This is a genomic window from Mesorhizobium sp. M7A.F.Ca.US.014.04.1.1 (assembly GCF_003998745.1).
GTDB classification, from domain to species: Bacteria; Pseudomonadota; Alphaproteobacteria; order Rhizobiales; family Rhizobiaceae; genus Mesorhizobium; species Mesorhizobium ciceri.
Window position 1 is genome coordinate 1 of the sequence record NZ_RZRW01001064.1, and the last position, 1,164, is coordinate 1,164.

2 protein-coding genes are annotated in these 1,164 nt (G+C 59.5%); one reads left to right on the plus strand and one right to left on the minus strand.

The window, feature by feature from the left end; translation table 11 throughout:
- Positions 1 to 87: 87 nt before the first annotated feature.
- The gene (locus EOA22_RS34490) at positions 88 to 519 is read left to right on the plus strand and encodes a hypothetical protein (RefSeq protein WP_127390656.1); all 432 of its coding nucleotides are present in this window, start codon (positions 88 to 90) and stop codon (positions 517 to 519) included.
- Between the two features lie 228 nt (positions 520 to 747).
- On the opposite strand, the gene EOA22_RS34495 is transcribed toward EOA22_RS34490, so the two are convergent.
- A partial coding sequence (locus EOA22_RS34495) for a metallophosphoesterase (RefSeq protein ID WP_127390657.1) occupies positions 748 to 1,164 on the minus strand: 417 nt, incomplete at its 5' end.

A 1,164-nucleotide genomic window follows, 5' to 3' on the forward strand; every position in this document is an offset into this window, starting at 1 on the left:
GGTTAAGGCCGTCTTGCCAGCTCTTGTCAGCGCGTCGGCGCGCGATAATTTTTGTGGGGAAGGGACTTCGATCAAAAGGAGCCGACGATGGAACACCAAACTATCAGCCAACTGCAGACAATTGCAGCTGTAGAACCCCTGTCGACATACCCGATCATGACCCGCCAACAGCGCATCGAGCGCTGGGCTGAGTTGCTGGAACAACATCCCGAGCGACGCCTGAGAGCGCTTATCGGCACTGAGTATCTGAAGCGGGAAGCTCGCGACGCGGCGCGCGGCGAGGGCTCGCCGATTACAGTGGCCTTCGAGGACCCGCTACTGCGTGCGTTAGGCCTGAAGGATGACACCTATGGGGAAGCAAAGCGCTTCTTCGAACTGTCTGACGGGGAATTGCATGGCATCGTCTGCAGTTGCCATGTCGGAACCATGTTCAGAGGGCAGTGGGCTGCCGCTAGAGTCCGCCGGTCGCTCGGAGGGAACAGGTTTCTCAAGTGGCTTAGAGAGAGAATGTGGCACTGAGGTCGCCAAGGACGGCGATTGAAGCTCGTTCCGAGATGAACGACTGGCGCGCCAGCGCTCCGCCGTGGTGACGACGGGGTTCGGCCCCAAAGTTGTCACGCAGACGGGTGGGCGCTCTACTTCCGGTGCGTTCCAGGCAAGGCTGCATTCCCAGGGGCAGGATTCTGGGCTTCTCTTTGCGGCTAACATCACGACGTGAAGACGTCGATCGCTCGGCCCTCTGTTGCGCTAACCTCCGCGGCGCCTGGCCTGAATGGCAGCAAAAGTCACTGGGCGAAAATCCCAGGCGTCGACCCCGACATCGTGCTGGCGCGTCATTGGCTTCAGCCGGCCATGAGAATGGCCGTGCAGGTTTATTGAATTCTTGCCGATCTGGTTCCAGGTGCGGAACGGGTAGTGGCAAAGAACCAGGAAACTGCCCTCGACAGTTAGCTCCTTGTAGTGTTGCACGCTAGCCCAAGCCGAAGCGCCGAGCGTTACCACGCCGTCGTTGTTGCCGATGATCAGGTGCTTGGTGCCGTGGAGACGGGACAGCAGCGAAGACACTGTCTCGGCAGATCCCTTGGCGAAGTCGCCGAGGTGCCAAACCTCGTCGCTTGGAGCAACAGTCTCGTTCCAAAGTTCAATCAGTGCTTGGTACTGCCC

What these genes read in the sequence shown, in the direction of transcription:
- EOA22_RS34490 (WP_127390656.1), top strand. Translation starts at nt 88, where the DNA reads ATGGAACACCAAACTATCAGCCAACTGCAGACAATTGCAGCTGTAGAA.